This is a genomic window from Candidatus Omnitrophota bacterium (assembly GCA_028712255.1).
Taxonomy (GTDB): domain Bacteria; phylum Omnitrophota; class Gorgyraeia; order Gygaellales; family Profunditerraquicolaceae; genus UBA6249.
The window spans coordinates 1-25,133 of sequence record JAQTQJ010000001.1 but is presented as its reverse complement, the minus strand read 5'-3'; the positions used below and the strand labels follow the sequence as shown (position 1 = coordinate 25,133).

General features: G+C 41.6%; 29 protein-coding genes. 1 reads left to right on the top strand and 28 read right to left on the bottom strand.

The genetic code is table 11. The features are described 5' to 3' along the window. Positions 1–40: 40 nt before the first annotated feature. The 21 genes from recQ to purB all read right to left on the bottom strand — a co-directional run bounded on the left by recQ (position 41) and on the right by purB (position 19,248). Complete coding sequence (gene recQ / locus PHC29_00145) at positions 41–1,843, bottom strand: DNA helicase RecQ (protein ID MDD5107910.1); 1,803 nt, start codon at positions 1,841–1,843, stop codon at positions 41–43. 47 nt (positions 1,844–1,890) lie between these two features. Further along, positions 1,891–2,223: a helix-turn-helix transcriptional regulator gene (locus PHC29_00140; protein ID MDD5107909.1), complete on the bottom strand. Its 333-nt coding sequence runs from the start codon at positions 2,221–2,223 to the stop codon at positions 1,891–1,893. Positions 2,224–2,235: 12 nt separating this feature from the next. Further along, positions 2,236–2,589 carry a type II toxin-antitoxin system RelE/ParE family toxin gene (locus PHC29_00135; GenBank protein MDD5107908.1) on the bottom strand — a complete coding sequence of 118 codons (354 nt, stop codon included), beginning with the start codon at positions 2,587–2,589 and terminating at the stop codon, positions 2,236–2,238. 224 nt (positions 2,590–2,813) lie between these two features. Further along, positions 2,814–3,281 (bottom strand): transcriptional regulator NrdR, encoded by a 468-nt coding sequence (nrdR, locus tag PHC29_00130; GenBank protein ID MDD5107907.1) that lies wholly within the window; start codon positions 3,279–3,281, stop codon positions 2,814–2,816. A 105-nt stretch (positions 3,282–3,386) separates the two neighbouring features. Beyond that, positions 3,387–3,833, bottom strand: coding sequence for a cytidine/deoxycytidylate deaminase family protein (locus tag PHC29_00125; GenBank protein MDD5107906.1), 447 nt, complete (start codon positions 3,831–3,833; stop codon positions 3,387–3,389). A gap of 80 nt (positions 3,834–3,913) precedes the next feature. Beyond that, positions 3,914–5,167 (bottom strand): serine hydroxymethyltransferase, encoded by a 1,254-nt coding sequence (locus PHC29_00120; protein MDD5107905.1) that lies wholly within the window; start codon positions 5,165–5,167, stop codon positions 3,914–3,916. Positions 5,168–5,204: 37 nt separating this feature from the next. Further along, positions 5,205–5,669, bottom strand: coding sequence for a ribose 5-phosphate isomerase B (gene rpiB, locus PHC29_00115; GenBank protein ID MDD5107904.1), 465 nt, complete (start codon positions 5,667–5,669; stop codon positions 5,205–5,207). Next, positions 5,666–6,727, bottom strand: coding sequence for an L-threonylcarbamoyladenylate synthase (locus tag PHC29_00110; protein MDD5107903.1), 1,062 nt, complete (start codon positions 6,725–6,727; stop codon positions 5,666–5,668). The genes rpiB and PHC29_00110 overlap by 4 nt, the downstream gene beginning before the upstream one ends. Then, the gene (gene purE, locus PHC29_00105) at positions 6,724–7,206 is read right to left on the bottom strand and encodes a 5-(carboxyamino)imidazole ribonucleotide mutase (GenBank protein ID MDD5107902.1); all 483 of its coding nucleotides are present in this window, start codon (positions 7,204–7,206) and stop codon (positions 6,724–6,726) included. Before purE ends, PHC29_00110 begins: the two co-directional genes overlap by 4 nt. Before the next feature lie 107 nt (positions 7,207–7,313). Next, positions 7,314–8,588, bottom strand: coding sequence for a phosphoribosylamine--glycine ligase (gene purD, locus PHC29_00100; GenBank protein MDD5107901.1), 1,275 nt, complete (start codon positions 8,586–8,588; stop codon positions 7,314–7,316). An 88-nt stretch (positions 8,589–8,676) separates the two neighbouring features. After that, complete coding sequence (locus tag PHC29_00095) at positions 8,677–9,381, bottom strand: hypothetical protein (GenBank protein MDD5107900.1); 705 nt, start codon at positions 9,379–9,381, stop codon at positions 8,677–8,679. Continuing rightward, positions 9,378–9,686: a YggT family protein gene (locus PHC29_00090; protein ID MDD5107899.1), complete on the bottom strand. Its 309-nt coding sequence runs from the start codon at positions 9,684–9,686 to the stop codon at positions 9,378–9,380. Before PHC29_00090 ends, PHC29_00095 begins: the two co-directional genes overlap by 4 nt. Then, a complete protein-coding gene (locus tag PHC29_00085) occupies positions 9,686–9,970 on the bottom strand; it encodes a YbaB/EbfC family nucleoid-associated protein (protein MDD5107898.1) in 285 nt (94 codons plus the stop codon). The genes PHC29_00090 and PHC29_00085 overlap by 1 nt, the downstream gene beginning before the upstream one ends. Next, positions 9,967–10,341, bottom strand: coding sequence for a VanZ family protein (locus PHC29_00080; GenBank protein ID MDD5107897.1), 375 nt, complete (start codon positions 10,339–10,341; stop codon positions 9,967–9,969). The genes PHC29_00085 and PHC29_00080 overlap by 4 nt, the downstream gene beginning before the upstream one ends. A 49-nt stretch (positions 10,342–10,390) precedes the next feature. Continuing rightward, positions 10,391–10,708, bottom strand: coding sequence for a cupin domain-containing protein (locus tag PHC29_00075; GenBank protein ID MDD5107896.1), 318 nt, complete (start codon positions 10,706–10,708; stop codon positions 10,391–10,393). Positions 10,709–10,811: 103 nt separating this feature from the next. Continuing rightward, positions 10,812–11,681 (bottom strand): SPFH/Band 7/PHB domain protein, encoded by an 870-nt coding sequence (locus PHC29_00070; protein ID MDD5107895.1) that lies wholly within the window; start codon positions 11,679–11,681, stop codon positions 10,812–10,814. Between the two features lie 64 nt (positions 11,682–11,745). Next, complete coding sequence (gene purM, locus PHC29_00065; GenBank protein MDD5107894.1) at positions 11,746–12,747, bottom strand: phosphoribosylformylglycinamidine cyclo-ligase; 1,002 nt, start codon at positions 12,745–12,747, stop codon at positions 11,746–11,748. Further along, entirely contained in the window at positions 12,744–14,192 is a 1,449-nt protein-coding gene (purF, locus tag PHC29_00060) for an amidophosphoribosyltransferase (protein MDD5107893.1), read from the bottom strand. Before purF ends, purM begins: the two co-directional genes overlap by 4 nt. Continuing rightward, positions 14,173–14,949, bottom strand: a complete 777-nt coding sequence (gene purQ / locus PHC29_00055) for a phosphoribosylformylglycinamidine synthase I (GenBank protein ID MDD5107892.1) — start codon at positions 14,947–14,949, stop codon at positions 14,173–14,175. Before purQ ends, purF begins: the two co-directional genes overlap by 20 nt. Beyond that, positions 14,943–17,921, bottom strand: a complete 2,979-nt coding sequence (purL, locus tag PHC29_00050) for a phosphoribosylformylglycinamidine synthase subunit PurL (protein ID MDD5107891.1) — start codon at positions 17,919–17,921, stop codon at positions 14,943–14,945. The genes purQ and purL overlap by 7 nt, the downstream gene beginning before the upstream one ends. Before the next feature lie 34 nt (positions 17,922–17,955). Then, positions 17,956–19,248, bottom strand: a complete 1,293-nt coding sequence (gene purB, locus PHC29_00045) for an adenylosuccinate lyase (GenBank protein MDD5107890.1) — start codon at positions 19,246–19,248, stop codon at positions 17,956–17,958. Between the two features lie 189 nt (positions 19,249–19,437). On the opposite strand from purB, the gene PHC29_00040 reads away from it, so the two are divergent. Next, on the top strand, positions 19,438–20,559 hold the full coding sequence (locus PHC29_00040; GenBank protein ID MDD5107889.1) for a peptidylprolyl isomerase: 1,122 nt from the start codon (positions 19,438–19,440) through the stop codon (positions 20,557–20,559). A gap of 64 nt (positions 20,560–20,623) precedes the next feature. Here the strand turns inward: PHC29_00040 and PHC29_00035 are convergent, their stop codons facing one another. The 7 genes from PHC29_00035 to PHC29_00005 all read right to left on the bottom strand — a co-directional run. Further along, positions 20,624–20,806 carry a ferredoxin gene (locus PHC29_00035; GenBank protein ID MDD5107888.1) on the bottom strand — a complete coding sequence of 61 codons (183 nt, stop codon included), beginning with the start codon at positions 20,804–20,806 and terminating at the stop codon, positions 20,624–20,626. A 107-nt stretch (positions 20,807–20,913) separates the two neighbouring features. Further along, positions 20,914–21,393: a ferritin-like domain-containing protein gene (locus PHC29_00030; protein ID MDD5107887.1), complete on the bottom strand. Its 480-nt coding sequence runs from the start codon at positions 21,391–21,393 to the stop codon at positions 20,914–20,916. A gap of 15 nt (positions 21,394–21,408) precedes the next feature. Then, positions 21,409–22,287 carry a thiamine pyrophosphate-dependent enzyme gene (locus PHC29_00025; GenBank protein ID MDD5107886.1) on the bottom strand — a complete coding sequence of 293 codons (879 nt, stop codon included), beginning with the start codon at positions 22,285–22,287 and terminating at the stop codon, positions 21,409–21,411. Next, a complete protein-coding gene (gene porA, locus PHC29_00020) occupies positions 22,277–23,464 on the bottom strand; it encodes a pyruvate ferredoxin oxidoreductase (protein ID MDD5107885.1) in 1,188 nt (395 codons plus the stop codon). Before porA ends, PHC29_00025 begins: the two co-directional genes overlap by 11 nt. Further along, complete coding sequence (locus PHC29_00015; protein ID MDD5107884.1) at positions 23,461–23,733, bottom strand: 4Fe-4S binding protein; 273 nt, start codon at positions 23,731–23,733, stop codon at positions 23,461–23,463. The genes porA and PHC29_00015 overlap by 4 nt, the downstream gene beginning before the upstream one ends. A gap of 1 nt (position 23,734) precedes the next feature. Continuing rightward, positions 23,735–24,286, bottom strand: coding sequence for a 2-oxoacid:acceptor oxidoreductase family protein (locus tag PHC29_00010; GenBank protein ID MDD5107883.1), 552 nt, complete (start codon positions 24,284–24,286; stop codon positions 23,735–23,737). Positions 24,287–24,415: 129 nt separating this feature from the next. Continuing rightward, on the bottom strand, positions 24,416–25,133 hold a 718-nt coding region (locus PHC29_00005), incomplete at its 5' end, for a hypothetical protein (protein ID MDD5107882.1).

Here is a 25,133-nt window from a genome sequence, read left to right as displayed (position 1 = left end):
CGGAATACGGAATAGGGACAGTCCCCTTCGGGGACAGTCCCTATTTGATATGCTGTTTGATCACGCTTATGAACTGATCGGCGTAGGTTTTTAGTTTGTGTTCACCGACCCCGAAGACCTCGGAGAAGGCTGCTCGGGTGGTGGGCTTGCGGGTGGCCATATCCTTTAGCGACTTGTCGCCGAAGATGATGTAGGCGGGGACGCCTTGTTTTCTGGCTAATTCGGATCGTTTGGCGCGGAGTAATTCGAATAATTCCTCATCCACCCCGGCGAAATCTTGGGCTTTTTTGGCTTTTTGGCGGGCGCTGATGGCTTTCTTTTTCTCAGCGACTAGTGGCTTGGCTAATATCGGAGCCACCTCTCCGCTTAGAAGTTTCTGGCCAAAATCAGTTAAACCAAGAGTATCATATTCGCCCTGACGTTCCAAGAAACCCTGGCCGATAAGCTGTTCGATCAGGTAGCGGATAAAATTAAGCGTTTGGCTAGACATTGTACCAAAATTTGGATGAGCATCGTGTCCCCATCTCGTGATCTGGTCGGTGATGTTTCCTTTTAAAACATTAGCTAGGTATCCGGCGCCAAAACCCTGGTCATCGCCGTATCTAACGGTGGCGACACAATTAAGTATTGTTTGGCCCAGCTGCAACGGATCATCAACCATATCCACTTCGCCCAGGCAATAATCACAGGCCTGACAAGTTGGCTGCTGATATTGCTGGCCAAAGTAATTGACGAAAACTTTATGCCGGCATTGGGGCTGAGTGCAAAAATTATACATAATCCTTAATTTATCCAGCATGACCTGGCGATTGGCAGACTGTTTGGAGAAAAATTCCCAGACTCGGAAATCTCCCCCTCCGTAAAACATGTAGCAGTATGAAGGCAAACCGTCCCGGCCGGCGCGTCCGGTTTCCTGATGGTAATGCTCGATACTCTTGGGCATAGCGGCGTGAATTACAAAACGGATATCCGAACGGTCGATGCCCATGCCAAAAGCTACAGTGGCGACGATAATATTGACTTCTTCGCGGATAAAACGCTCCTGGTTGGCATGACGCTCTTCGTCGGTTAGCCCTGCGTGGTAAGGCAAATTTTTATATCCTAATTTATTTAGCTTTTGGGAAATATCATCCACGTCTTTGCGGCGCAGGCAATAAATGATCCCGGCTTCTTTAGAATGCTTCTCTAAAACTTCAGTCAGCTGAGGAATAATACTCTGCCGAGGCATAACCCGATAGGCCAGATTGGGACGGTCAACTGAGGCGATGTTGATCCGCGGGCTAACGAACCTAAGCTGGCTAAGAATATCTTCCTGGACTTCTTTGGTGGCGGTAGCGGTAAAAGCATGAATATTTATTCCCGGGAAATTATCTTTGATATTACCGAGCTGGCGGTATTCATCCCGAAAATCATGGCCCCAATGGCTAATGCAATGCGCTTCATCGATCACAAAGAATGACAAAGTGGCTGATCTTAATAACTCCATAGTCTCTTCAGTTTGCAGGCGTTCAGGAGAAATATACAAAAGTTTAATCTGACTGTCGCGGATACGCTCGATCACCGCGCGCTGCTGGCTGGCGGTCTGACTGGAGTTAAGGCATTCGGCGGAGATACCCATATCTTTAAGGCCATCGACTTGATCCTTCATTAGAGAAATTAGGGGTGAGATAACTACTGCCATACCATCCTTTAACAAAGCCGGAAGCTGAAAACATAGCGATTTGCCGCCGCCGGTGGGTAGGATGGTCAAGGTTTCCCGCTCATCGAGAATGGCCAAAATAGTATCCTCCTGCCAAGGCCGAAACTGGGTGTAACCCCAGTAGCTCTTGAGGCAAGCGGACATTTCGTTAGAGATGTAATTGGGTTGAGGCATAGTGAATCAGGTTATTCTTAAGCCAGTTGTAAAACGTGTGTTGTGGCTATTCTTTCAGCTTTAGTTTTCGGTTTTACGGTGATCTCGACGTCATTACCTAATAAATTTAATAGCTGGAAAAGATGATCCAGAGAAAACATACTAAGCTTACCATTGACTAAACAGGAAACTTTGGACTGAGGAATCCCTAAAAGCTTAGATGCTTGTTTTTGGGTCAGGCCGCGTTTTTTGATGATTCCCGCAATGAGTAACATTATCTCAGCCCGAGCTTGGACTCTTTCGGGAAAAGCAAGCCCGATGTCCGCAAAAACATTACCACTTCCTTTATGAATATTTTTATTAATGCTCATAGTAAATACCCCTCATTTATAATATATATTATACTCTTCTTCTACTGTTCGTAAACGCTGTTTAATTAAATTAATATCTTGTTGTGGCGTTTTAATACCGTGTTTGGACTTTTTTTGAAAACAATGCAACACATACAGCGCATTGGAGAATTTCACGGTATAAACTGCCCGATACGTATTACCCTCAAAGTTCTCAACGATTTCCAAGACTCCGGCTCCACCAAACCCCCTCAAAGGCTTTGCCGCTTCCGACTTTTCCCCTCTCTGAGCTACAAAGAGCGCATAACCGATGTCTAAACGTACTTCTTCCGGAAAATCCTTAATATCTTCTTGAGATGAACCTACAAAATTCAATTTCTTAATCATGCTTCTCTCCCTTAAAATATACCATATTTGGTATATTATGTCAAGGTTATTAACTTGCTACTACAATAGACGAAGGAAGTGGTAAAATCTAACAAAATAAAAAAGGGACAGTCCCTTGTGGGACGGTCCCTCCTATACTGACTTTATTAGATTGCTTCGTCGTCCGCCACTGAAACGTTGTCGGACTCCTCGCAATGACACTGGTGCTATTGCGAAACCGTTAATTACTTCTTTTTCTTATCTTTACCTAGAATATCTTTTAATTCCACCATAAACTGGCCGACGTCTTTGAACTGGCGGTAGACTGAGGCAAAACGTACGTAAGCGACATCATCGATTAATTTGAGCCTCTCCATTACCAGTTCACCGATCCGGCTTGCTGAAACCTCCCGGTCGCTCTTTTTCTGGATGGCACGCTCAACCTGCGTAACTACATCCTCCATCCTATCAACACCCACCGGCCTTTTTTCGCAGGCGCGGATTATTCCGGCTAATATTTTTTTGCGGTCAAATGCCTGACGGCGGCCGTCTTTTTTAATCACCAGCAGAGAATTCTCTTCAATATATTCATAAGTAGTGAAGCGCTTACCGCACTTTAAGCATTGCCTCCTGCGCCTGACCGCCGATTCTTCACCGGTAGCGCGGGAATCCACAACTTTATCTTCTTTAAATCCGCAAAACGGGCATCTCATATTTTTTGTATTTGTGTCATTGCGAGGAGCGACAGCGACGAAGCAATCCTTTAAAAGATTGCTTCGCCCTTCGGGCTCGCAATGACACTGTCATATTTCTGGTAATCAAGCTGTTGCTATTTTCCTTACTTTAATTTTTGCCTGGTTCAATAACCCAATCGCCATTTTATCCGGATAACCTTGGGTAATCACAATCTCTTTTATTCCGGCGTTAATTAGCATTTTGGCGCAAATAACACAAGGCTGGGTAGTGGCATATAATGTGGCGCCTTTGACACTTATTCCGTGCAATGATGACTGGATAAGCGCGTTTTGCTCCGCATGCAGCGCGCGACAGAGTTCATGGCGCTCTCCGGATGGAATATTTAATTTCTGGCGCAGGCAGCCGATTTCAATGCAGTGCTTGAGGCCGCTAGGCGCTCCGTTGTAACCGGTAGCCAGAATTCTTTTGTCTCTTACTAAGACTGCCCCCACGCTGCGGCGCAAGCAGGTTGACCTTTTAGAAACAAGCTGAGCCATCTCCAAAAAATATTCATCCCAGGTCGGCCGCACCCTATCAATGTTTTGCCGGCCCTCCGCCAACGCCTTAGTGGCGGATGGACGCTTATGTATTATTGTTTTCTTTTTCATCTTTATAACAGCTCCGGATATAATGGAAATTTCTTGGTTAAGGCAATGGTCTCTTTTTTAATCTGCGCTAATTTTTGCAGGTCTGTTTGATTTTCTAAGGCATCATTGATTAAAGAGGCAATTTTCTGCATTTCTTTCTCTTTCATTTTACGCGTGCTTACCGCCGCAGTTCCTAAGCGGATACCGCTGGTAACTAGCGGGCCTTTTTCATCAAATGGAATCAAGTTTTTATTTACCGTAATATTAACTTCACCCAAAATCCTTGAGGCATCTGCTCCGGTAGTATTTTTGGCGTTTAGATCTACCAGCATCAAATGCGTGTCCGTACCTCCTGAAACAATACGAAAACCTTTTTTTTCTAACGCATTAGCTAGCTCCGCGCAGTTTTTAACCAACTGAATCTGATATTGTTTAAATTCAGGGGTTAGGGCTTCGGCAAATGCCACAGCTTTTGCCGCAATTACATGCATTAGAGGCCCACCTTGAATTCCGGGAAAAATTTGGCTGTCAATTTTTTTGGCAAACTCTTTTTTACATAAAATAAAACCTCCGCGCGGACCACGTAGAGTTTTATGTGTAGTGGAAGTTACAAATTCAGCATACGGCACAGGTGACGGATGAATTCCGGCTGCGATTAAGCCTGCGATATGGGCCATATCCACGAAGAGGTACGCCCCGACGCTATCTGCGATCTGGCGGAATCTTTTAAAATCAATAGTCCTGGGATATGCTGATGCGCCTGCTAAAATCATTCTTGGCTTATGGATTTTGGCTAATTCCTGAATTACGTCATAATCTAAAGCTTCAGTTTTCTTATCTACCCCGTAGCCAACCATCTTAAAAAATCTACCGGAAAAATTATGCGGATGGCCGTGAGTAAGATGGCCTCCGGCAGCTAGATCCATAGCTAATACTGTGTCACCCGGATTTATCGCCGCAAAATAAACTGCCATATTGGCTTGTGAGCCGGAATGCGGTTGGACATTTACATGCTCTGCGCCAAATATTGTTTTAGCCCGTTCTATTGCTAGAGTTTCAACAATATCAACGTTTTCGCATCCTCCGTACCAGCGCTTACCCGGGTATCCTTCGGCATATTTATTGGTTAACACCGAGCCCTGCGCTTCTAACACCGCCAGCGACGTAAAATTCTCCGAGGCAATCATCTCCAAATTATCATTCTGTCGCCTTATTTCTTTTTGGATTGCAGCGTAAACTTGCGGATCTGTCTTCTTTAAATGTTTCACTTTGCACAACTCCTTGTCTACCTAGACAACACCGGCGCAATTCCACTTAGCGCCGGGTGTCTACGCGTATGTTTTTATCAATCTGGTTAATTAATTTTAATCTTTTAAGATGTCTTCCTCCTAAAAACTTAGTATTAAGCCATGCCGAAATAATCCTCTTTGCCAAATCCGCTTTCACAAAAGCTGAACCCAGCACCAAAACATTGCTATCGTTATGCTCCCGACTTAATCTGGCTATAGTAATATTATGGCAAAGCGCAGCGCGCACACCCGGTAGACGATTAGCAACAATAGAATTACCGATTCCGCTTTTACAGATTAGTATTCCTCTGGTAGATTTACCCTCGGATACATCTTTAGCCAGCTCATACGCAAATACAGGATAATCGCAACGCTCTTTGGAATAGGTTCCCAAATCTTTTACGCCGATTCCTTTTTTCTCAAGAAAATTTTTTAGTTTTTCTTTTAAAGTAAACCCGGCATGATCCGAAGCAATTAATATTTTACTCATATAATTTTACTTATCCTTTCTACAGCGTCTTTAATGGTATAGAAAATCTCCTGATAAAACTCAAAAGACCCTCCTATTGGGTCGGCAATATTCAAGTTACTGTCATTTATTCTAGCAAATTCCTTTAATAAAAAAAGCCTATTTTTAACCTCTGGCGCAAGCTGTAAAATCCTCTCTTCATGTATTTTTTCCATCACCAAAATAATATCCGCTCCATCAACTAATTCCTTAGTTACTCTTTTGGTGCGATGATCACTGACATCTATACCATCTTTTGCCAGTACCTCACGTGTTTCTTCACTGGCACCCATACCCTCAAGCGCCATCATTCCGGCTGAACTTACCTCCACATCAGTCCTGCCCTGTTTTGCTAAAAGTTTTTTTAAATACGCTTCGGCCATTACCGAGCGGCAGGAATTGCCGGTACAGACAAAAAGTATTTTTTTGGATTTCACAGCTGCCATTATCTGGTCATCTTTTATCGCACCGCTTCGCAGTATCTTTAATGGCTCAACGGTTAAATCAACTACCGTAGATTCTACTCCTAATTTCGTTTGGCCAGCATCGATGGCTAAATCCACCAAGCCATCCAAATCTTTAATTGCCTGCGCAAAATCAACCGGCGCAGAATGATCAGAGATATTTGCAGAAGGGCATGCCAGCGGAACCTGGGCTTCATAAATAATCTCTAAAACAACCTGATTATCTGGCATACGTAACCCAATCTTGCCTCCCTTAACTGCATTTAATATAATTGTCAACGGCCCCGGCCAAAATTTACGCATTAGTTTATATGCGGCTAAGGGAATATCCCGGGCAAGCTCCTCTACCATCTCATTATCCGCAACTAGTAACGCAAAAGGTTTATCCTTAGGCCGCTGCTTAACTTCATAAAGCCTATCCAGCGCATTATTGTTTGAAGCGCTAGCAGCAACTCCATAAACAGTCTCTGTAGGGATAATCACCAATCCGCCACTAGTTATAACTTTAGCTGCCTCTTTAATATGCGCCTCATCAAGTAAAACAGGATTGATTTTTATAACTTTTGTCAGGCTCATAATTTGATTTTAGTCTGCTTAATTTTAAGGCGCATCTGCTTTTTGTAATTAAGAAGCTTGGCTTGGATTTTAGTATCACTTATGCCAAGTATTTCTAACGCGAAAAGTGCCGCGTTCTTTGCTCCGCTCTTACCAATAGCCATGCAGGCAACCGGAATTCCCGGAGGCATCTGCACGGTTGATAAAAGTGAATCCAGGCCTTTTAAATTTTTGGTTTCAATAGGTATACCAATAACCGGTAAAATTGTATGCGCAGCCACCACTCCGGCCAAAGCCGCAGACATTCCGGCAGCAGCAATAAAAACTTTTATTCCTTTATCAGGAGCTGCCTCTACATATTGGGCCACCTCTTTAGGCGTCCTGTGCGCGGATAAAATCTTAGCCTCAAAATCAACTTTAAATTCTTTTAATACCTTAATTGTTTCATTCACCGTCTCCAGATCCGACTGGCTGCCCATAATTATGCTTATTTTACTCATAAGAACCTCCTATAAATCTGGTGTCATTGCGAGGAGCGACAGCGACGAAGCAATCTTTTATTAGATTGCTTCGTCCGCCTTCGGCGGACTCGCAATGACACAGATACTTAGAATTTTACTGCTTTAGATCCTATATCTTTTCTAAAATGCATTCCTTCGAAATTTATTTTTTCTACCGCCGCATACGTTCGATTGATGGCATCCTTAATTGTGGCGCCTAAACCGGTTACTCCTAAAACTCTACCGCCGCTGGTTACAATTTTATTTCCGACTTTCTTGGTTCCGGCATGGAAAACAATTACGTCATCTAACTTAGCAGCCTGATCAAGCCCGCTGATTTCTTTATCTTTAGTATAATTACCCGGATAACCTGCGCTGACACAAACCACACAAACACAGGCACGGCTGTCCCATTCCAAAGTCCTTATTTTTGAAAGTTTCCCCTGGCTAGTTGCTAACATTACCTCTACTAAATCTGATTTTAATCTGGGTAATATTGCCTCAGTTTCAGGGTCCCCGAAGCGAACGTTGAACTCTAAGGTTTTTAGTCCATCCTTAGTCAACATTACTCCGGCGTACAACACTCCCCGGTAATCTATTCCCTCTTTAGCCAAGCCATCAATGGTAGGATAAATTATTTTCTTCATTATCTCTTTAAAAAGATCCGCTGTAACTATAGACGCAGGTGAATAAGCGCCCATTCCGCCGGTGTTAGGCCCTTGGTCATTATCAAATACTCTTTTGTGGTCCTGTGCCGATGCCAAAGCCACCACCTCTTTTGAATCTGTAATTACAAGGATAGATGCTTCTTGGCCTGTAAGGCACTCTTCAATAATTATTCTTTTGCCGGCATCACCGAAAACCTTATCCTGCATCATCGCCGTCACGGCATCTTTTGCCTCATCAACGGTTTTAGCCACAACCACGCCTTTGCCCGCGGCCAATCCATCTGCCTTAACTACGCAAGGCGCGCCGATCTTCTCAATATATTTTTTTGCCTCATCAGCACTATCGAATATTTTAAAATTAGCTGTGGGCACTTTATATTTTGCCATCAGCTCCTTAGAAAAAATCTTGCTTGCTTCTAAATTCGCAGCTAACTTATTTGGACCAAAAATTGCCAGATGCGCTTTTTCAAACTCATCGACAATCCCTAATGATAAAGCTACCTCCGGCCCGACTACGGTCAAATCAATTTTTTCTTTTTGCGCAAATTTAAGTAGACCAAACACATCTTCAGCTTTTATATCAATGCATTCGGAAAGCTGGCTGATCCCGCCATTACCGGGAGCGCAGAAAATCTTATCCACTAATTTTGATTGGCTAATCTTCCAGACTAACGCATGCTCTCTGCCACCAGAGCCTACTACTAAAATCCGCATTTACTTATCCTCTCTTTGCCCACGAGGGCACACCCGCGCAAATCTCCCTACAAGGGGACACCGGCCCAATTCCATTAAGGGCCGGGTGCTATAAACGCGGGGTACTGTCTACTTCTATCTCATCAGAAGACTTTAAAGTCAGCGCAAAAACATCAGAAAATGGCCGATCCCCTATCCAGCTATCTGTAATCAATATATTCTTTACCTGTGCCGAAGGCGCAGGATTAATAAAACTAATGTGATACATATTGCAATTTTTACGTACCGGATTTTCACCCAGAGACTTAATTCGCGCATTACCCTTAAGCCATGTACCAGGGCCAATGTGAAACCAATCCCAGTAAACCGGAACAGATTGTTCTTTATAAGTACCATCCTCGTAAATAAAAATTATCATAAGCACAGCATAAAAATATTTGTCTCCATATAAACGCATTGATGCATCGTGTTCATAACTATTACTATAATTACCTCCCGCCAAAAGATGCACCTCATCAACCTTTATCCCACTATGTATCGGTAGGCTAAACATATTGTCATATTCAAGATTAAGCCTTCCGTAATCTTGCCAATCGCCAGGCCCAGCAACAAGAAATTTTATTCCATCGTATTGCAAATATTTATGGGCAAATTTATTCGGCCCTGCGCCCTGCAGGCTGAAATTATCGCGGTTATCTTTGGTAAGAAAATAGTAATCCCCTTGCTTTTCCCAATTTCCTGCCCATAACAATACAGTCGAAAACAGAATCATTACTGCGGCACAAAAGATATTCTTGAATGCTTTCTTCATCATTTAAATCTTATCCACATACTTAAATCAAAAAGTGATTTTATTAAAAATGATTTTAAGAACATAATCGCAAGAATTACAATTATGGGAGAAATGTCGATTCCAAACCTAAAATTTAAAGGCAGGCGCCTTCTTATCGGTTCTAAAATCGGCTCGGTTACTTTATAAAGAAACTGCACAATAGCATTACCCGGATCAGGATTTACCCAACTAACCAACGCCCGGATAATCACTAACCAGTATATTATAGTTAACAAAACTTCCAGGATGTTGGCAGCTGCGGATATAAAATTAGACAGTATAAACATTATGTAAGCCCCGGTATATTGAAACCAGTAACATCCTTCATTTTCTGTGCCGCCACTTCCTGCGAACGCTTGATTGCGCGGTTAAAGGTATCTTTTAATGAACTATTCAGGCGCCCTTTTTCTGATTCTCCGAGATTATCTTTAATTATGACCTCTTTTACTTCCTGAGAGCCATTCATGGTAATTTTAACCACACCATCCGAGCTTTGAATATCAAAACTCATGTTATCCAATTCCCGCTTTACCTCCTGCATCTTCTTCTGCATCTCAAACAAACCCTTCATTTTGTCAAACATGAGCATCCTTTCTTGAATTTAATAAAAATATAGAAGCCGATGATTCCAATGCTATCAATCAAAACATCGACCGAGGAACAATATCTACCCACAACAAAATACTGATGGATCTCATCCAATATAGCATAAATCAACGAAAAAGCAGCCGGATGTATAAAAAGGCCAAGTTTATCTATATTGAATGAACCCTTAAATGCCCTATACAGAAAAAAAGTTAAAATAAAATATTCGCTAATATGCGCTAGTTTTCTTAAGAAAAAATCATACTCAAGATTTGTCTTTAAGTCAGGAATATTCGAGAAATAAAAAATAGCTCCCGCCCAAACTACTACCGGCCCCCATAACTTGAAAATTTTCACCAGATTACCCCATTTCCCGATTAGCTTGGAAACTGTTTCCAGGCTCTTATTAAGCCTTAATCATTACTAAAAGTATCTTGAAGCGTTCGATAGCTTTTAAAGAATGCGGTTTATTTGCAGGCATAATAATAACCTGCCCTGCTTTTAAAGAATGTTGCTTTCCAGTAATAGTAATTACTGCCTGACCATCAAAAATATAAACTAACGCGTCAAACGGCGCAGTATGCTCGCTTAACCCCTGCCCCTTATCAAAAGCAAAAAGCGAAACTGTCCCTTTGTCCTTCCTGATAATTTCCTTACTAACAACAGAGCCGTCTTGATAATCTACCAAATTATTTAGGCTCCCAACTTCTTCGATAATATTCATCATTGTTTTATTCCCTCCCCCTTGTGGGGAGGGTTAGGAAGGGGGAATTCTTCAATCTCCCCACCCCTAGCCCCTCCCACAAGGGGAGGGGAATTTATTCAGATTATTTCTTCTCTTCTTTATTCTTTATCGGTAAAAAGCCGGCCATTTCGCCGATTACGTTGACTAGCTCAGTATTTGCCGGGATAACAATTTTGGCATTATTCACTAATGACTTCTCAACCGCTTCCAGCTTACGTAGCACCTGCGCATTACCTACAAAATAATGCTCTGCTGCTTCGTTAACTAGCTTAATCGCTGCAGCTTCACCTTCTGCCTCTAATATGCGCGCCTGCTTAATTCCTTCGGCTTTCTTAATCTCCGCCCTCTTCTGTCCGTCAGCAGCGGTTTCAGTGGCCGTAGCGTAATCGATTGCCGCGATTTTCTCGTTTTCAGCCTTTACCACTTTATTCATTGTTTCTTGAACATCTTTAGGCGGATCAATTTCTTTTAATTCAGTCCTTACAATCTCCAAGCCCCAACTAGCGGTTTCTTCGCAAAGAGTTTTATGCAATTCAGCGTTAATTTTTCCTCTTTCGCTGTTTGCGGATTTTAAAGTCAAAGTGCCGATAATATTTCTCAATGTAGTACGCGCTAAATTTACAATCTGCCACTGATAGTTATTTACGCTATACTGGCAATTCTTAACATCGGCTTCATCCGCCTTGACTTTGAAATATACCTGAGCATCGACTTTGGCGTTTAAGTTATCGTTAGTAATAATTTCCTGCGGCTCAGCATCAACCATCTGCTCAGTGATATTAATCTGATAGATAACTTCAATTATCGGAAATACCCAATTAAATCCGGGATTGGCAAAACGATTGTACTTACCAAACCTTTCCACTAACCCGCGGTGCGTAGGGCGCACAATTCTAATTCCCATTAAGAAAATTACGAATACAGCAACAATTATCATTCCTAGTAAACCCATCTCTCTCCTCCTTTGTGATCAAGTGACTGTCACGTTTTTTGTGACTGTCACTAGGAAATTACTATTAAACTATTTCTACGGATTTATTTCCTTTGACTGCTTTGCCAATAATCCAAGATTTTAAGTTTAGCTCGGATAATTTTTTCATTATCACGCTGGCTGAAATCTGTTTAACAATTAGAACTAACCCAATACCCATGTTTAAAGTATGATACATCTCCTTATCTTCGATATTGCCTCTACTTTGAATAAGGCGGAATATCTCCGGTACCCTCCAGGAATTTTTCTCAATATGCACATTGATATTTTTTGGCAGTATGCGGCTGATCTTATCGTAAAATGCGCCACCCGTTATATGGCTGATTCCGTGTACCGACTTACCATGCGTACGCAATAGCTCAAGGATGGGTTTAACATAAATTCGCGTAGGCTTAAGTAGTTGGGCGGACATCCTTTTAAGCTCAAGAGGCCCAAAAACTTTTCTCACCAAAGAATAACCATTAGAATGCAGGCCGCTAGAAGCGATGCCAATTACTATATCACCGACCTCAATATTATCACCGTTAATGATTTTATTCCGCTCTACAACCCCCACACAGAAACCGGCAATATCATATTCACCCTTCCGGTACATCCCGGGCATCTGTGCTGTCTCTCCGCCGATTAAAGAGCATCCCGCCTCAACGCAACCATCATTTATCCCTCTAACTACATCTAGTAAAACTCCTTCCTTAACTTTAGTAAAAGCAACATAATCTAAGAAAAATAATGATTCTGCTCCGGTACAAAGGATATCATTCACATTCATTGCCACTGCGTCAATGCCCACGGTATCATGCTTGTTGGCTAATTTCGCAATTACAAGCTTTGTCCCCACGCCATCGCTTGATGAAACCAGAACCGGATCCTTGTATTTATTTTTATCAAATTTAAAAAAACTACCAAAACCTCCAATATCCGTTAATACTTCTTTGCGGAATGATTTACGCACTAAAGGCTTTAGTTTTGATTTAAAGTTGCTTGCGCTTTTTATATCTACTCCGGCATTTTTATAAGTTATCTTCATGTTTGCAGCTCCCCTTGTCCGCAGCAGCGTTTCTCTAAAGAAAATTTACTGTGCCTCTTTTCTGCCCGTACCGCGTATTTTCCCGTCCAGCAGGCAGCACAGTAGTTATTTTTAGAATGCCTAAAACAACTCAGCATCCCTTCTAAACTCAAATACCCCAAACTATCTACCTCAAGGTATTTACTGATCTTCTCTAATGTTTCATATTTATTGGCAATCAGTTCACTTGATCGGTGAAAATCAATTCCGTAAAAACACGGGAAACGATGCGCCGGACAGGAAATTCTCAAGTGGACTTCTTTAACCCCGGCCTTGCGCAGATTACGCACACGAATTTTAGAAGTAGTGCCGCGCACAATTGAATCATCAACAATAATAATGCGCTTACCTTTTAAAATATCTTTTAAAATATTAAATTTTACGCGCACCCCCATATCACGGGAATCCTGCGCTGGCTGTATAAATGTCCTGCCGACATAATGGTTGCGGATAATACCCATTTCCAGAGGAATTCCGGATTCCTGCGAGTAACCTAATGCCGCCGAGAACCCCGAATCCGGCACCGGCACGACAAAATCAGCATCTACCGGATGCTCTTTGGCTAATTGCGCGCCTAATTTCCTGCGCACCGTATGCACAACTTCGCCAAACACATAAGAATCAGGCCGCGAAAAATAAACATGCTCAAATGTGCAAAACGCACAGTGACTAGCAACTAATTCTTTCGGCTTAACTGATCTGATTGCGCCGTCTTTATGAATAAAGACGATTTCTCCAGGCTCAATTTCACGCACAAATTTTGCGCCGATTAAATCAAAGGCGCAGGTTTCAGAAGCAAAACACCATGATCCCCCTAATTTTCCTAAAGATAATGGCCGATAACCGTGCGGATCACGCATCCCCATCAGATAATCACTGTTCATCATTACCAATGAATACGCCCCCTTCACTCTCTTTAAAGCATAAATCAAACTATCTTCCAAACTACGCTTATTACTGCGCGCCATAAGATGAATAATTAACTCTGAATCAGTTGTGGTTTGAAAAATAGAACCGCTTCTCTCTAATTTTTGGCGCAGTTCAAATGAATTCACCAGATTTCCGTTATGGGCAATACAAATTGAACCGTTGGCATAATCAATTAAAAGCGGCTGGGCATTTTTTAAAACGCTTGAGCCGGTAGTAGAATAGCGCACATGCCCTACTGCTATATTTCCTTTTAAACGGCTCAAAACCTGTTCGCTAAATACATCACTAACCAGGCCCATATCTTTATGTATGGAGAGCGCGCCTTGATTATTGGCGACAATACCACAAGCCTCCTGTCCACGATGCTGCTGGGCAAAAAGTCCAAGATAGGTAAGCCATACCGCCTGTTTATTATTGGTTATGCCAAATAAACCGCAATACTCTTTAGGCTCATCATTATAAATTTTCTTTAGCATATTTCACCCCATTCTTAAAAATTTGTAAGCCATCGCCAATTTTAGATTTTAAATTCCAATTACGCGGATGCTGCCTGCTAAATATGTGCCTCTCCGGATGCGGCATGAACCCTAAAATTCTACCGGTTTCATCACAAATACCGGCAATATTTTCTGTTGAGCCATTGGGATTATCCGGATAGCCGGATAATTTACCCTGGACATTACAATACTGAAAAACTATCTGCTTATTTTTCTTCAATCTACTTAATAGATTCTTATCCTGGGTTATAAATTTTCCTTCTCCGTGGGCAACTGGCAGATAAATAATTTTTTTTAATCCCTCTGTCCAGATACATCTACCCGCCGGCAACAAATACACCCAACGGTCTTCAAACTTTCCGGAATCATTAATGATTAAGCTAGTATCCTGTTTTAATTCTTTACCTCCCGGTAATAATCCGCTTTTGACCAAAATCTGAAAACCATTGCAGATACCGATAATCAATTTTCCATCCTGGATAAACTTACGCAGGGAATCAGCAAGCTTAAATCTTAACTCATTGGCAAATATTTTTCCTGATGCGATATCATCGCCATAACTAAACCCTCCGGGTAATGCCAGAATATGAAAATCATCGAGGATCCTTGCGCCGCCGACTAAACTATTAATGTGCAATAATTGCGTTTGGGCTCCGGCGAGCGAAAAGGCTGCCGCAGTCTCATTATCGCAATTGGTTCCGGCGCTTCTTAAAACACAAACTTTAGCTTTTACCATTTTAACGGCTTCTTCCAAACCTCTTTCAATTCAGGTATTTCCGCATCCACACAAACTTTTCCGTCCAAACCATATATTTTAAAATTATTTTTAGCAGTTAGGCATCCTGCCAAGCCAAAAGAAGAACCTTTAAGAAGTTTTTCGAATTCTTTCTGCTTGGCCTTCTCTACCTCCACTACAAAACGTGAATTAGATTCGGAAAATAAGAGTACGTCATTTTGAGCCCGCCATTGATTCAGTGGCGGGCGAAGAATCTTAAAACGAGATCCTTCGCCTTTCGCTGCGCTCAAGGGCTCAGGATGACGGATAGTTTCAGCAAAAGGTACTTCCGATAGAAATATCTCCATCCCTAATCCACCACTAAAAGCCATCTCCGCCAAAGCCACAGCTAAGCCTCCATCAGAGCAATCATGCATCGCTTTAACCAGGCCTTTTTCGGTTGCTATGCTTAAAGCTGCAAAAGACTTTTTTGCCTCCTCATAATAAACTTTTGGCACGCTATTGCCCACTGCCTTGTATAAATCATAATAATGCGAACCCCCTAATTCATCGCGGGTTTTGCCGACAATGTAAATTAAATTACCTGCTTCTTTGGCATACATCGACACTGCTTTGTTTACATCATCCATTACGCTGATTGCCGAAATCAGCAATGTACCCGGAATTGGGGTAGATTTACCATGCACGCTGAATTCATTATAAAAACTATCCTTGCCGGAAATAAACGGTACCCCATATGCTTTAGCAGTATCATAACAACCATAGGCTGCGCGTACCAAGCCACCCAGGCGATCGGGCTTATCGGGATTACCCCAACAGAAATTATCCAAAATCGCTACCTCTTTTAACGAGCCACCGACACTAATGACCTGCCGCAAGGCTTCATCAATACAGCTAGCTGCCATCCAATAAGGATCGATAAAACCAAAACGGAAATTTATGCCGTTAGAAATAATAATTCCTTTATTAGAATCAAATAACGGGCGGGTTACACTGGCATCGCTTGGCCCATCATTTTGCAGTCCGACTAAAGGTTTGATAATTGAACCACCCTGCACTTCATGGTCATACTGGCGCACCACCCACTCTTTAGAGCAAATATCATAATGTGACAGCAGTTTTAATAAATCACCGGTAAAATTTTTCTTCCCAGTAATCTTTGGCTCTTTGTGTTTGCTTTGAATATAAACTGCGTCTTTGGCAATCTGTGGTATGCCTTCATGTAAAAATTGCATATCCAAATCACAAACTAAATTATCCTGATAATAGAGTTCTAATCTTTTGTTACCGGTAAATTCACCGATTACCGTAGCAGTTACATTTTCATTAGCAAATATGGCGGTTAATTTATCAATGTTTTCAGGTGGTACCGAAATAACCATCCTTTCCTGCGATTCAGAGATCCAGATCTCCATGTAGGACAAGCCGGAATATTTTAAAGGAACTTTATCTAAATTAACCCTGGCTCCTAATTCAGACCCCATTTCCCCTACTGCGCTGGATAATCCTCCTGCTCCGCAATCGGTAATGGCAGTATATAAATTCTGATCGCGCGCCTGTAAAATCGTATCCAAAACTTTTTTCTCTTCAATAGGATTGCCAATCTGCACTGCGCCACTTGAGACAGTTTCAGATTCATGAGTCAATTCACCTGATGAAAAAGTTGCTCCGTGTATTCCGTCGCGCCCGGTTGCCCCACCTACAACCACAATCAAATCACCCTTATTGGTTTGTTTAAAAGTTTTATCTTTAGGAATTATCCCTACTGTGCCGCAATAAACAAGCGGGTTACCCACAAAATCTTCATGGAATAATATTGCCCCGTTTACTGTGGGAATTCCCATTTTATTCCCATAATCACGCACCCCGCTAACTACCCCTTTCATTACCCGTTTAGGGTGCAATGAACCAACCGGGACCTTATTTAACGCTAAGTCCGGCGGCGCAAAACAAAAGATATCACTGTTGAGAATCGGTTTTGCTCCAAGCCCGGTGCCCATAGAATCACGGATTACTCCGCCGATACCGGTATTGGCGCCGCCAAAGGGCTCCAGCGCCGAAGGATGGTTATGCGTCTCAACCTTAAAACAAATATTATTTTCTTTATCGAACTTAATCACTCCAGAGTTATCCTTAAACACAGAAACACACCAAGGCTTATTTAATTCTTGAGTAACTTTCATGATTGTCGACTTAAGCAGGCTTTTGATGGCTCGATTACCAAGTTCAGGCGTAGCTTTACTTTCTTTATAAGCAATATTGCCGCGGAAGGTTTTGTGATAACAATGTTCAGACCAGGTCTGGGCAATTGTTTCTAACTCACAGTCAGTGGGATTGCGTTTAATCTTACGGAAATAATCCTGAATCTGACGCATCTCGTTTAAATTTAAAAAAAGTTGGCCTCTTTTACTTATCTCTAAGAGCTTAGTATCTTTTATTCCTAACAAATCCACCTTAATAAGATTAAACTGATATCCGGGTAAATACTTAGTATCCCCTTCAGATATACTGGGGCTAACTACATGCTGAATAAGTTTATTATAAAGAAGTTTTTCTGAAATAGTTTTTAACTGACTAGAGGAAAGCTTACCAAAGATGATATATTTTTTGGCGGTCTTTACCGAATCAACAGAAGTAATCCCTAAGTCTTTGATACCTTTTAAAACTGATGCCTCAACCGGATCCATTACGCCCGGATTATAGGCTACTTCTACTATATGTTGATTGGTTCTGGATAGGTTTTTTGAAACTTCAGATAAAATTTTATAATCCTGCGCTACCTTATCTGTTAAAAGCTCCTGACAAATACTTATGATTTGGCCTTCTGCAAGATTACCCTCTAGGATATAAGCCTGGATAAACTTTACTTCTTTTACGCTAGCAATCCCAAGATCAAGAATATCCCTGGCTACACCCTGGCCGACAGCGTCAAAAATACCGGGCTTATCCACTACTTCGATTTTATACTGCATATCTATTAACGAGGTTTAAAAAGGCAGGGTTAAATTATAATCCGACCCTTGAGAAAATTTTATTTACGTTGCGCAAGTAAAAATCTAAATCAAATATCTTATCGAGTTCTTTAGCGCTTAAATATTCGGCTGCTTCAGGTAAAGACAAAAGATTATCCTTAAAATTACCGCCGCCTTGCCAGGTTTGCATAGCTGCCCTCTGCACTAAATCATAAGCCTTGGTTCTTTCCAATCCTTTATTCATTAATGCAATTAGAACCCGCTGGGAAAAAATCAGTCCGCGGGTTTTAGCAAGGTTAGCCAACATATTATCCGGATAAACCTTCATACCGCTTACTACTTCAATAAATTTATTCAACATATAATCTAATGCCAAAGTAGAATCAGGAAAGATTACACGCTCAACCGAAGAATGGCTGATATCACGCTCATGCCACAGCGCCACATTCTCTAACGCCACCTGAGCATTTGCACGCAACAGGCGGGCCAAGCCACAGATACGCTCGCAAATTACCGGATTGCGCTTATGCGGCATAGCGCTTGAGCCCTTCTGCCCGCGGCCAAATGGCTCTTCAACTTCTAAAACTTCTGTTTTCTGTAGATGCCTTATTTCTGTAGCAAATTTTTCCAATGATGCGCCGATTACCGCAAGCGTTGCCATATATTGTGCGTATACATCCCGTTGTATTACCTGTGTGGCGATATTTACCGGTTTAAGCCCAAGCTTTTTACAAACATAAGTTTCAACATAGGGCTCGATATTAGAATATGTACCGACGGCTCCGGAAAGTTTCCCTAAAGAAATTCCCTCCCCGGCTAATTTTAACCTGGCTAAATTACGTTTTGTTTCATCAAACCAAAGCGCAAGTTTTAAACCAAATGTGGTCGGTTCCGCATGCACTCCATGTGTACGGCCAACACAAGCCGTATCTTTATAATTTCTAGCCTTTTTCCCTAAAACTTTAAGCAACTTTTCCAAGTCTTCAATTAATATATCGGATGCGCTTTTTAACTGCACGCCTAACGTAGTATCTAAAATATCAGAAGAGGTCAGGCCCATATGTAAATACTGAGCATCCTTGCCTATATATTGGGCTACATTAGAAACAAATGCCACAACATCATGTTGAGTCTTGGCTTCGATTTTTTTGATTTCTGATAAATTAAATCTGGCTTTTTGTTTAATGCGTTTTACTGCTTGGGTAGGAACAATTTTCTTCGTGGAGTAGGCCTCCAAAACAAGTATCTCAATGGCAAGCATAGTCTTAAACTTAAACTCCTCCTGCCAGATACCCTTCATCTGCGCTAAGCTGTAGCGTTCAATCATTATGAGGTTCTCCTTTGTTGTTTGAGAGAATAATTATACCAAATAGTAACCTTTTTAGCAAATAAAAAAGGAGCAAAACAAAGGGGACGTTTCCCTCCAATAAAGAAGGGAAACGTCCCCTTTGTTTAAAAACTAATGTTGCAATCGGCTTATTTTGCTTTATAATTAATAAATAACCGGAGGACAAAAATGTTAAGGATTTTACGTAATAAGAAAACTGCAAAGAAAGTCTGGATTGGCCTGGCTATAATTATTATCCCTGCCTTTTCTCTTTGGGGCTTTGGGGGCGCATTTCGCAATAAAGAAGAAACTGCCGTTGTCGGAAAAATCTATGGCCGCAATGTTTCAAATCTTGAACTTAAAGAATCGCTGTCTGCTGTAAAGACTGCAGCCCTAGTGCGATTTGGAGATAATCTACCTGATATTGAAAAATACTTAAACTTAGAAGCACAGGCTTGGCAAAGACTTGTACTTTTACATGAAGCAAAAGTACGTAAAATCATAGTAAGTGATAAAGAACTTGTCAGCACGATCCAGGGAATGCCCTTTTTTCAGGATAAAAACGGTTTTAGTAATAAAACCTACATCGAAACCTTACGCTATGTCTTCAGGCTCCAACCGCGTATTTACGAAGAACAGATGCGCCAAGATTTAATCCTGGCTAAACTTTACGATCAGGTCACTGCAAGCATAAAATTAAGTGACGAATTAATTCAACAGGAGTACTTAAAAGTAAACCAGGAACTAAATATTGAGTATATCAGGAGCTTATTTTCAGATTTTTCTGCAAAAATCAAACCTACTGAGCAAGAAATCTCCGATTACTTTACTAAGAATAAAGCAATGTTTAAGACGCCTCCCACTAAAGATATACCAACACGTATTCCAGAATTAGCTGAAGTCAAAGATAAGGTTAAAGAGGCCCTGATTAAAGAAGAATCCAAAAAAATGGCAGATAATAAAATAAAGCAGTGCGAAGAAAAATTAAAGAAGTTAGATTTTAAACAAGCAGCTGCCGCCTGTGGCCTAAAAACCATAAAAACTGCCTTCTTTAAATCAAGCGGCCAGATTGAAAACTTAGCTGCTGCGGGGATTTTTTGGGATGCCGCAAAAAAACTAAAGGATAAAGAAATAAGCAGTATCCTCTCTAATGAAAAAGGCTATTATATTATCAAGCTAGGTTCAATTAAGCCAATCGATGAGGCTAAATTCGCTAAAGAAAAGGCGGAATTTGGCCAGAAGTTATTATCCGAAAAGAAAAATGAGATTTTTGTTAATTTCACTGAAGGGTTAGTCAAAAAAGCTCAATAAATAAAGGGACCGTTTCTATTTTAACGATACAATTGATAAAAAAATAGAAACGGTCCCTTTATTTTTAACTTACTTTAATTGCATTAACCGGACAAGAATCAGCCACTTCCTGTAAATTACAGGTCGCGCAAGTTTGCGCCTTAACATGAGCAATCCCATCGCCCTGCACCTCAAAAACATCCGGGCATGATTGTTCACATAAACCGCACCCTACACATGTGGAAGCATCAACCGTAACCTTTGACATGTTAACTCTCCTTGTGTACGAACACAACACCGGCGCAATTCTTCGCCACAGGCGAACGCTGGCCCAATTCCATTAAGGGTCAGGCGCTTATTAGCGGCCGGGTGTATCTATCTCTCCAAAAGATTTTCAAACATCTCTTCATGATCAACTTCTTCACTCAATATATGAGTAACCAGCTGATAGGTAACATTATCTTTACCAAGTGTCTTCTTGGCAATTTTATTATAAACCTCGATTGCCCCAGCTTCTGCCTCAGTCACAATACGGATAATACGATTAATATCCGCAGTATTTTTCGGAGGCATTAAATATGGGGAATTGGCTCCTTTTTCTAAATCCATCGGATTAGCTGGCGGAACATCCCCTAACTTTGTGATTAAATCCGCCAATTCACCGGCGTGCTCTAATTCATCCTTGGCTAATTTCTGGAGCATCTCCTGTATATCTTCATAGGCGCGCCCGGAAACAATCTGGGCCATATACCAATAAAGATAAAATGCCAACCACTCATCGCAATATGCTTTATTTAAATCTTTAACCAGGTCTTTTAAGCTTACATCGACAATCGCTCTTGCTTGCTTTCCCATGTCTACCTCCCCCTATTAAGATTCTAACTTCAGATTGTACTTCTTTATATTATTATCCGCAATCTCCTGAATTTTTTTAACCTCTTCAGGATTATTGAGGAGATGTTTAAATCTGCCTTGGGTCTTTAAATATTCTTCAACCGGTTTAGGAGTAATTTGTTTACGGCCGGCTAATACTCCAAATTCATATTCAAATAAAGGATAAAGCCCTGTTTCTACTGCTAATTTTGCCACTGGCAGCATCTGATTTGCTTCATGACGCCAACCTAAGGGGCAAGACGCATGTATCTGAATATATTTTGGGCCTTTTATAGAGAATGCTTTTTTTACTTTACGCGATAAATCCTGCGGAAAACCCACAGAAGCGCAAGCTACATAAGGAATCCCATGCGCAGCACAAATCTCAGGTACCGGTTTTTTGGGCCGAATATTTCCCGAGGACTGCGCGCCTGCGGGACTCGTGGTAGTATTGGTATTAAAAGGAGTAAGCCCGCTACGTTGTACTCCGGTATTCATATATGCTTCATTATCATAGCAAACGTACAAAATATCATGGCCACGCTCAAGCATGCCGCTTAATGCCTGAAGGCCAATATCGCCGGTCGAACCATCTCCGCCCTGGGCAATAACATTAGTGGCATTCTTTTTTCCTAAATATATCAGCGCTGCTTCGACACCTGAGGCAACGGCCGCGGAATTTTCAAATAATGAATGGATCCACGGCACTCCCCAAGCAGTATCCGGATATTTAGTCGTAAAAACTTCTAGGCAGCCGGTGTTATTGACGACAATGGTATTAGCTCCGGCGGCTTCAATGACAAGGCGCGCAGCAATTGCCTGGCCGCATCCGGCGCAAGCGGTATGTCCTGATCTAAATAAAGGGCTATTCTCCATATTCTTCCTTGAGTAACTCTGGTTTTAAATCTATAAAATCAGAATTAACTTCCTTGGCATTGAGCCTTCTAAATACTTCATGAACAGATTCCAATGTTATATCTCTCCCGCCTAAACCTGCAACAAAGCTACTAACCACTTTCGGACCCTTTTTCTTGCCATAAAATGCCGCTTTTATCTCAACGGCAATCGGTGCATAAGCCCCCAAAGAAACGGCCTTATCTAAAACCGCAACTTTTGCCACATCCTTTAAAGCTTCATAAACTCTTGCATAAGGAAAAGGCCGGTAGGTGATAATACGTAGGAGCCCGACTTTTTTGCCTTTTGCCCGCTGCTCATCAACTACTTCCTTGATCGTGCCGCAAACCGAACCCATAGCCACAATCACTTTTTCGGCATCCTTAGTCTGATATTCCTCAACCAGCAAATCTTTATAATCTCGTCCAAAAACAGCATTAAACTCGCCACTTATCTCGGATAAATATCCGATTGACTCTCTCATTGTTTCCTGGATAGCAAAACGCGCTTCCATATAATAATCCGGATCAGCTAAAAGCCCCATAGAGACGGGGTTGGCCGTATCTAATTTATATAAAGGTTTATACGCTGGTAAAAACTTATTTACTTTATCCTGTTGCGGCATATCCACTGTTTCCATGCCGTGAGTAAGAATAAATCCGTCCATGCAGACCATTACCGGAAGCATTACTCTCTTATCTTCAGCCAGCCGATAAGCAATAAGATGGAAATCGACTGCCTCCTGGTTATCTTCGGCATAAATCTGAAACCATCCGGAATCGCGCAACGATATAGAATCCTGCTGGTCATTCCAGATATTAATGGGTGCACTTATTGCGCGGTTAGCGCAAGTCATAACCACAGGTAGGCGCATTCCGGCGATATTAAAAACCACCTCCTGCATATAAAATAAACCTTGGGAGCTAGTCGCCGTATAAACGCGCACACCGGTGGCTGAACCCCCTAAAACCACAGAGGCTGCAGAATGCTCACTCTCTACATTAACAAACTGAGAATCAAGCTCTTTATTTGCCACCATCTGCGCCAAATCTTCAACAATATGCGTCTGGGGAGTTATCGGATAGGCAGAAATTACACCAGGCTTAGTTGCCTTAATAATTTCTGCTATTGCGTGTGATCCTTCTATAAATTCTTTCATTTATCCTCTTCTTTTGATTCTTCGCCAACCATCTCAATGTCTTTTTTCGGGCAGATATCCGCGCATAAGCCGCAGCCCTTGCAAAAATTGTAATCTACGGAATAGGTGTTCTTTTCTTTTCCGTAAATACAGCCTTCAGGGCAAATCTGTAAACACAACTTACAGGAAATACAGTTCTTATGTAAAAAATGCGGACGAACTAAAGTCCTCCAGGTACCGGTCTTAGCGCCTTTACTTTTTAATGGATTTACGTTTAATGGCCCGAACATTTTATCCTTTTAATTTATTCTTAACAAATTCAAAACCTTCTTTAACTGCCGCAACATTGCCTTCTTGAGCCTTGCCGCTAAAGCGATTTTTAACTACCGCAATAAGATTATCTAATTTCAATTCTCCGGTAGCAGCTGCAAATGCACCGATCAAAGCGGTATTGCCCAGGGGACGCCCGATATTTTTTAAAGCAATATCATTAGCAGGAACGATAAAAGCTTTCTGTTTGGCTTTTAACTTAGACAATACCAGGTCTTCTTTACCATTTATAATAGCTATCCCATCATCTTTTAGCCCGGAAAAACAGTTAAACCCACGCATAAGGGTAGGATCAACGATAATTACATAGTCAGGTTCATAGATCTGGCTGCGCAAACGTACCGGATCGGTATCTACGCGCACAAAGGCGTTCATCGGAGCGCCCATTCTGGCTGCTCCGAAGTTTGGAAAAGCATACGGGTATTTACCCTCGTTAAAGTAGCTAAACCCCAATAATGCTGCTGTAGTGATTGCGCCCTGGCCTGCGCGGGCATGAATTCTGATTTCTTTCATAATGCTCCTAAAAAAAGCCAAACAAAAGTTTTTTAATTATATAGCTTAAGATTGACTTTGTCAAATGGTTTATTTAGTTGGCTTAAAATCAGGGGACGGTTCTGTTAAAAACAGAACCGTCCCCGTGTTTTAGAGGTTTTTACGGATAAACGCGCTGGTTTGATTAAGCAGGCTCAAAATCTCTTCAGCCTTGCGCGTATCCAAGGTTCCTAAACCGCATGCCGGGCTAATAAGTAGTCTTTTCAGCAGAAGATCACGGTCAATTCCCTTCTTAACCAATATGCCTAAGCCAGTTTTTATCTTTTGAGCCAGAATATCAGGAGTTTGACTGCCGTCATACCCCTGAGTAGGAGCAACCCCCCAACAGATAATCCCCCCTCTTTTTAAAAAAGCCTTTAGATCATTCGAATAGAGCACAAACCTCTCCTGGAATTCAAAAGCATCAAAATTGATTATCTCTATTCCCGGGCAATCCGTAAGCATAGACCAATCCGTATTGCCGCAACAATGTACTCCCACAAAACAATTCTTATCTTTTAGACCATCAGTAAGTTCAGAGAAAACTTCAATTACATCCTTGCGGTCAATTGGCGTGTATGCCGAGCCTACTCCAGTCAAAAATGGCTCATCAAAGAACATAATCATTTTTTTTCCGAACCTCTTGAATAAATCCAATTGCCAAAGAGCCTTCATACCCAACCCCTTAATCATTGCCTGTTTTAATACCTCATCATGAAAAATAGCCTTACCGTCTGAATCGGTTATGCCAAAACAAAAGGTAAAAGGCCCGGTAACCTGGCATTTAATAAACTCGATACCGGATAAATCTATATTATTAAGATGCTGA